Origin of the sequence: Cellulosimicrobium cellulans, assembly GCF_042723955.1 — a bacterium.
Taxonomy (GTDB): Bacteria; Actinomycetota; Actinomycetes; order Actinomycetales; family Cellulomonadaceae; genus Cellulosimicrobium; species Cellulosimicrobium cellulans_H.
In genome coordinates this window covers 17,911-25,808 of sequence record NZ_JBHXIC010000065.1, presented here as the reverse complement: position 1 = coordinate 25,808, position 7,898 = coordinate 17,911, and the positions used below count along the sequence as shown (strand labels likewise).

Genomic DNA, 7,898 nt, shown 5'->3' with positions numbered 1-7,898 from the left:
AGACAGGGCCTGGCGGGAGCCGCGAGGAACGAGCGGCGGATGGTAGACGCGGCACCACCACCCACCCTGCCCACCCAACGCAACCACACGCCGTCAGGCAGAAGAACCAGCGTTCTACCTCGCGCAACCACGGTTCTATCTCGGCAGACCAGCGTTCTACTTCGGCGGACTGCGGTTCTGCCTCAGCCGAGCGAGGGTTCTGTCTCGGTGGTTCAGGCGGTCGGTGACGTGATTGCGGGTGCGCCCTCGACGGGGGCCGCGGCGGCGGGGTCGGTGAAGGCCTGGCGCGGCACGACGGCGAGGAGGAGGACGGCGGCGACGAGCGCCGTCGCGCCGCACACGACCCAGACGGTGACGTACCCGCCGAACGAGCCGGCCGTGCTCTCGGTGGCGCCGCCCTGGAGCGCGGCGCCCGCGAGCGCGATGCCGAAGATGCAGGACGCGATCGCGCCGCCGACGGTCTTCACGGAGTTGGTGAGGCCGGTCGCGACGCCGGTGAGGGTCGGGGGAGCGGCCGCCGCGGCGGCTGCGGGGAGCGCGGCGACGAGCGCCCCCGAGCCGAGCCCGACGACGACCATGTTGGTGAGCACGTTCGCGTACGTCCCGTGGAACGGCAGGAAGAGCAGGAAGCCCACGCCCACGAGGGTGGACGCACCGACCAGGGTGAGGCGCGGCGTCGCGCGGCGGGCGACCCGGGGGTAGGACAGCGCGCCGACGATCATGCCGACGAGGTAGACCCCGATGAGCAGGGACGTCTGGAACCCCGTGGTGCCGAGGCCGTACCCGTGCACGGCGGGGTCGGTGCGGGCGAACGTGGACAGCGGCGCCTGGGCGCCGAGCACGGAGACGCCGAACAGACCGGCCGTGAGGAACACCGGGCCGAGCGTGGGGGAGCGGAACATGCGCACGTCGACGAGCGGGTCGTCCTGGCGCAGCTCCCACCGCGCGAACGGCCACAGCAGCGCGGCGCCGAGCACCACGAGCGCCCACGGCGCGACCGCGACGACGCCCTCGAGGCGCAGCAGGCTCAGGCCGCCCGTGAGCGCGAGGAGCGCGAGCGAGACGAGCACGAGGCCGACGGTGTCGAAGCGCCCGCCCGCGGGGTCGGGCGACTCCTTCACACCGAGCAGCACGACGACGAAGCACACGACGACCAGGAGCGCCGGCACGAGGAGCACGACGCGCAGCGGGAGCGCGTCGACGAGCGCCCCGCCGGCGAGCGCACCGACGATCGCGCCCGTCTCGAGCGCCGCGACGAGGATGCCCGCGGCCCGGGCCGTGACGGCGGCCGGGTTGGCCAGGCGCCGCGCGCGCGACCACACGAGCGCGATCTCCAGCGGCAGCCACACGACGTAGAACCCCTGCACGGCCCACGCCACGAGGAACACCGCGAACGAGTCCGTGAAGGGCAGGGCGAGGGACGCGGCCGCGGTGACCGCCGTCGACCACAGGAGGATGCGGCGGTGGCCGACCATGTCGCCGAGCTTGGCCAGCGCGGGCACCACGAGCGCGGACAGCATGAGCTGCGAGCCCTCGAGCCAGTTCACGTCGGCGTCGTGCACGCCGAGGTGCCGTGCGATGTCCGTGAGCATCGGCGTGTAGTAGCCCTGGAGGACGCCGCTCGTCAGCTCGACGAAGGCGAGGAAACCGACGACGCCGGCGAGGGTCGAACCCGCGAGGCGCCCGGTGAGCGAGCGAGCCATCGCTGCTCCTTCTGCGTGGGGAGGCGCGCGTCGTCGCGCGCCCCGGAACTGGGGGAGCGTCAGGGTAGCCGCTCGAGGAGCGCGCGGTGGAACCGCTCGCCCCGCTCGAGCTCGGCGACCTCGACGCGCTCGTCGACGCCGTGGATGGTGGCGCGCAGCTCGGCGGACATCGCGAGCGGCGCGAACCGGTACACGGCCGGGGAGAACCGGTGGAAGTGGCGCGCGTCGGTCGCCTGCATGGTGATGTACGGGGCGGGGAGAGCATCAGGGTGCGAGACGCCGACGCACGCGGCGAGGAGGGCGAACCGCTCGTCGTCGACGGGGGACTCGGGGGAGGGCTCGCTGCTCTCGACGACCTCGATCTGGACCTGCGGGTCGTCGACGCGCCGGCGGACGCGCTCGACGGTGCCCGCGACGGACTCGCCGAGCGCGATGCGCAGGTTGACGGTCGCGGACGCCTGCGACGGCAGCACGTTCGCGGCCGTGCCGCCGGAGAGCATCGTCGGCGCGACGGTCGTGCGGACGATCGCCGCGGCCTCGCCGCCCATCGCGGCGAAGGTCTGGGCGGCGGCGGGCGGCGCGGCGGCCAGCGCGCGCAGCGCGGCGCGCGCCGGTCCGGTCGCGCGGTCGGAGAAGAGCCGGAGCATGCGCGAGATCGCGACGGGGGTGCGCGCGGGGAAGGTGCGCGGGCCGAGGCGCTCGACGGCGCGCGCGACGCGCCGGACCGCCGTCGTCGTGGGCGGGGCGGAGGCGTGCCCGCCCTCGCCGCGCGCGCTGAGGCGCAGCGTGAGGACGCCCTTCTCGCCGACGCCGATCATCGCCGCGCTCCCGGGGACGAGGGGGAGCGGGGAGTCCGTGACCGCGCCGCCCTCGTCGAGCACGAGCCAGGGGACCACGCCACGGTCGCGCAGCGTCGTCGCGATCGCGGCGGCGGCCGCGCCGTGCGACTCCTCGTTGCCGCCGAACGACAGGTAGACGTCCCGCGCGGGCGTGAAGCCCGCCGCGAGCAGGTTCTCGACCGCCTCGAGCACGACGACGAGCGGACCCTTGTCGTCGAGCGCCCCGCGCCCGTGGACCCAGCCGTCGGCGACGCGCCCCTCGAAGGGCGGGTACGTCCAGTCGTCGCTCTCGTCCACCGGGACGACGTCGTAGTGCGCCATGAGCACGACCGGCGGCTCGTCGGAGCGCCCGCGCCAGCGGTAGAGCAGACCGAGCTCGGTGATGCGCTCGCGCTCGAGGCGCTCGTGGACCAGGGGGTACAGCTCGGGCAGGAGATCGACCAGCTCGTCGAAGGGCGCGAGGCCCCGCTGCTCCAGCTCGGCGGACACCGTGGGGATCCGGATGAGGCGGGCGAGCCGCTCGTCGGCGCCCGGCCGAGGGGTCACGGTCGTGGTCGTCATGCGCTCACCCTAGAGACTCGATGTCACGAGCGGGCGACGAGGACCCCTTCACCGTGGCCTATTGTGCCTGTACCGATTTAGTGACACGTCGCGCCCCCTGGGAAGGAGTGCCCACGAAGCACGCGGTGCTTTGCGCCTGCGCAGAGGGATCGCGGCGGATCCGGCGTCGCTTTGCGTCCAGGAGGTCCAGGTGCAATGTTGACTGCGCTGTCAAGAACCGGTTTACTAGCGCCACGTCACCGTCGGAGCAAGGGAGGCGCCACCCGTGGGCGCACGGCCGGCGACCTCGCCACAAGGAGGCGAGGCAGGACGCGGCCCGCCCGGCGCCTCGCCGGCGGCCGAACCGTCCGTCGGAGGCGGCACGGGCCGCCTCGCCGTGAAGGAGCACCTGCGCGATGACGCGTCAGAAGTCCGTCACCGCCGTCGGCACTCGTGCCGAGGGGCGACCTGCCCCGCGCTGCTCTCGACGGACGACGACCGAGGCCGGCCTGCGCCGCCCCGACCGCACCGTGCGTGCGCCACGGACCACCACAAGGGAGCAGCCCATGAGAAGCGTCAGAGCCCTGATCTCCGCCTTCCTGGCACTCGTGCTGAGCGCTGTCGGACTTGTCGTCGCGCCCGCGGGCGCGGAACCGCCCGGCGACGACGTCGACACGATCACGTCGCGCCTCCGGGAGTACTACCTGGGGCAGGGGGACGACGTCATCATCGCGAACGGCATCTACCTGGCACGTACCTCCGAGGCTCTCGACTACGTCGCGTCGCAGGGTGCCGACGGGTCGTGGCCGGACGTCGACTACGCCGACCGGACGAGCTCCGCGAACGGCGCGACCTGGTCCGCCTACATCGCGCTCTACCGGATGCTCGCGCTCGCCCAGGCCTACCGCGACCCGGACGCCGCGGGCTTCGAGGACCCCGCCGTCCTCGCCGCGGTCGAGCGAGCACTCGTGCAGTGGGACGCGGTCGACCCGGGTAACACGAACTGGTGGGAGACCGAGATCGGCGAGTCCATGGCGATGGGGCGTCTCACCGTCTTCCTCGGCGACGAGCTGAGCCCCGAGGCGAAGGCCGTCGCGCTCGAGCACAACACCGGCAGGCTCGACCCGGTCGGCGCCAACGGTGCGTGGCGCACGACGAACTACCTCTTCGAGGCGCTCGCGACCCGTGACCACGAGAAGATCGTGTCCGGCTTCGACACCATGGTCCAGACCGTCGCCGTCGACCGCTCCGGGGCGACCAACGAGGCGGTGCAGCCCGACGGGAGCTTCTGGGCGCACGGGGCGCAGCTGTACAGCGAGGGGTACGGCATGGCGCTCTTCACCAACGTGGCGCTGTGGGCCGACGCGGCGCGCGGCACGGGTCTCGCGTTCACCCGGGAGCACCTGGACACGATCGCGTTCTACGTCGTCAACGGCACGCGGTGGATGATCCGCGGCGAGGTCGGCATGCTGTACCTCGGCTACAGGGAACCGAAGACCGTCGACGGCGTCACGGGGTACGCAGCCGAGTTCCTCGAGCCGCTCGCCAAGATGGAACGCACGGACCCGCTGTACGCGACCGACTACCAGGAGCTGATCGACAGCATCAGGGGCACCACCCGGACCAACGGTGTCACCGGGAACAAGTACTTCTGGCGATCGGAGTTCTCGTCCCACCTGCGCGACGGGTACGGGATCTTCACGCGGCTCAACTCGAGCCGCACCGTCGGCAGCGAGTACCGCTCGACCTTCCGCCCGGAGGTCGGCAACGAGATCGTGTGGAACGCGGCGGGCGCCACCGCGATCCAGGTGACCAACCGGGAGTACGTCGACCTCGGCCCGGCGTTCGACTGGTTCCACTACCCCGGCGTCACCGCTCCCTACGTCAAGGAGCAGACGCGTGGGACGGCCGGTCGGACAGGCAACGGAGGCAGCTTCACGGGCGGCGTCTCGGACGGCACCTACGGAGTGAGCGTCCACAGCCTCGACCGGGCCGACACCCAGGGCAGGAAGAGCTACTTCTACCTCGACGACGAGATGGTCGCGCTCGGCGCGGGCATCCGCTCGGGGTCCGACGCGCCGGTGCACACGACGGTGAACCAGGCCGTCGCGAAGGGCAACGCCTCGGCCGACGGCCGACCCGTCGCGCCGGGGACCGTGGGCGCAGCGCTGGAGGGCCCGTCGTGGGCCTACAACGACGAGGTCGGCTACGTCTTCCCGGCCGGTCAGCGCGTGCTCGTCTCGAACACGGCGCAGACGGGGAGCTGGGTCGGTCAGGACCCGGTGAGCCGCGACGCCTTCACGCTCTACGTGGACCACGGCGTGCGTCCGAGCGACGCCGGTTACGAGTACGTGGTGCTCCCCGCGGCCTCCCCGCAGGAGGTCGAGGCCTATGCCGAGGCCCCCGCGGTCCAGGTGCTCCGCAACGACACCGCGGTGCAGGCGGTGCGCCACGCCGGGCTCCGGCGGACGATGGCGACGTTCTACCAGGCAGGGAGCCTCGACCTCGGTGAGGGCCGGACGCTCGAGGTGAGCCAGCCCGCGATCGTCCTCGTGGACGAGTCGGGCGAGGTCCCGGTGGTGAGCGTCGCGAACCCCGACCGGCCGGGCCTCGTCGTCTCCGTCGTGCTCGGCGGTCCGGACGGCGAGCACCGCGGCACGTTCGCCCTGGGTTCCGGCGCGAGCCTGGGCAAGACCGTCACGGCGCCCCTCTCGTCGGGCGCCGGGACGGACTCGGACCTCACCGCGAGCAGCGCGCTGGAGGGTCACGGCGCGGCGCTCGCGGGCGACGGGGACGACGCCACGGCCTGGCGCTCCGACGGAGACGGAACGGCGTGGCTGACGAGGCGTCTCGCGCCGGGGTCGTTCGTCACCGGCGCCACGGTGTCGTGGGGCGAGCAGCACGCGTCGCGCTTCCTGCTGCAGACGTCGCTCGACGGCGCGACCTGGACGGACCACCGGTTCGTGCAGGACGGCGCCGGGGGTCGCACCCGGCTCGAACTGACCCCGACCGCGGCCGCCTTCGTCCGCCTCGTGATGCTGGACGGCCCGGGCGACGACGGGTACGCCGTCCGGGAACTCGACGTCGACTCGAGCGTGAACCTCGCCCTCGGTCGGTCGGCGACCGCCTCCGGCTCGTCGGGCGGGGCCGCTGCGAGCATCACGGACGGCAACATGGACACCCGCTGGAGCGGGAATCTCTCGGACAACGCCTGGGCGCAGGTCGACCTTGGCTCCGTGCAGCAGATCGGCGCCGTGCGGCTGTGGTGGGAGGCCTCCTTCGCCCGCCAGTACCGTATCCAGGTCTCCGACGACGGCACCGCCTGGCGCGACGCCTACGTCACGACGGGCGCGGGCAGCGACGGGGGGACGGACGCCGTCGTGGTCGACGAGCGGGCGCGCTACGTGCGCATGCAGACGGTCCAACGCAGCACGACCCAGTACGGCGTCTCGCTGTGGGAGCTCGAGGTGTTCGCCGACGACGTGGTCGTCGACGCGCCGACCGTGCCGGCGGGCCGGGAGAACCTGGCCCTCGCCCGGCCGGTCCAGGCCGACTCGACCTACAACGCGACCGCCGGCGCCCGCAACGCCAACGACGGCAACCTCACGACGCGCTGGTCCTCCCAGCGCCAGGACGCGCCGTACACGATCGAGCGCTGGCTCCAGGTCGACCTCGAGGGAACCCGCAGCATCAACCAGATCGTCGTCACCTGGGAGGCGGCGACGTCGAACGACTTCCGCGTCGAAGGGTCGCTCGACGGCCGGACCTGGGAGCAGCTGGCCCGGGTCGAGAAGACCTCGGCAGAGCTGCGGAACGTCGTGGACCTGCCCGAGTCCGACGTGCGCTATGTCCGGGTGATCGGCCTGCCCGTCACGAAGTACGGGCTCTCGATCTTCGAGCTCGAGGTGTACGGCGGGTACAACCTGCAGTGCGACGCGTCGCCCGTGGCCGCGGATCCCGCGTCCAGCGCGGTGGCGACGGCCAGCGTCACGCCCCTCGAAGCGGACGACGAGTTCATCGCGTTCTCGCTCGACGAGTCGGTGGCGTCGGTCGTGGGCGACCCCCGCGTCGGCGACGGGCGCGTGGAGCTCGACCTGGCCACCGGCCAGGCCGGGAGGACCGCCGTCCTGGTCACGCACGCGAAGGGTGACGAGATCGCGTGGTGCGACGTGGTCGTCGCGGTCGACACGGCTGAGCTCGACCGGCTCGTCGCGCAGGCCGACGCGCTGGACAGCAGGCAGTACACGCCCGAGAGCTGGGCCCCCCTGCTGCCCGCGCTCGAGGCAGCGAAGGCCGCGGCCCGCGCGGAGGGCGCGACCCAGGGCGACGTCGACGAGAGGACGGCGGCCCTCGCGGCGGCGCTCGAGGGTCTCGTGGAGCGAGCCCCGGTGACCACGGCGCCGACCGTCGAGGTGACGGCGCGCTGCCTGGCCGGCACGGCCTACGTGGCGGTGCGTGCGACGAACACGGACGAGCAGACAGCGTCGATCATGCTGTCGACACCGTTCGGCCACCGGACGTACGCCGCGGTCGCGCCGGGAGGAAACGCCTACCAGTCGTTCAGCTCCCGAGCGGCCGTGGTGGACGCCGGAGCGGTGAGCATCACGGCCACCGCACCCGGTCGCGAGCCGGTGACGGTCCAGGCACCGTACGAGGCCAAGCGCTGCGGCTGAGCCGCGGCGGCCGCAGCCGGGCTGTCGTGGGGGGGGGGGGGGGGCCCCCCCCCCCCGCCCCCGCCGCCCCCCCCCCGCCCCCACAACCCCCCGGTGGCGGGACCCCGCCCCCCCAGGACCCCCCCACTTTAGCAACCAAACAA

At 73.1% G+C, this 7,898-nt stretch carries 3 protein-coding genes; 1 reads left to right on the top strand and 2 read right to left on the bottom strand.

The genetic code is table 11. The features are described from left to right. Nucleotides 1–212: 212 nt before the first annotated feature. Both ACFWH7_RS15850 and ACFWH7_RS15845 read right to left on the bottom strand, forming a co-directional pair. Nucleotides 213–1,703, bottom strand: a complete 1,491-nt coding sequence (locus ACFWH7_RS15850) for an MFS transporter (protein WP_378217710.1) — start codon at nucleotides 1,701–1,703, stop codon at nucleotides 213–215. A gap of 59 nt (nucleotides 1,704–1,762) precedes the next feature. After that, complete coding sequence (locus ACFWH7_RS15845; RefSeq protein WP_378217708.1) at nucleotides 1,763–3,103, bottom strand: M20/M25/M40 family metallo-hydrolase; 1,341 nt, start codon at nucleotides 3,101–3,103, stop codon at nucleotides 1,763–1,765. Nucleotides 3,104–3,648: 545 nt separating this feature from the next. Here ACFWH7_RS15845 and ACFWH7_RS15840 point away from each other — a divergent pair. Next, the gene (locus tag ACFWH7_RS15840) at nucleotides 3,649–7,755 is read left to right on the top strand and encodes a polysaccharide lyase family 8 super-sandwich domain-containing protein (RefSeq protein ID WP_378217706.1); all 4,107 of its coding nucleotides are present in this window, start codon (nucleotides 3,649–3,651) and stop codon (nucleotides 7,753–7,755) included. The last annotated feature ends 143 nt before the right edge of the window (nucleotides 7,756–7,898 follow it).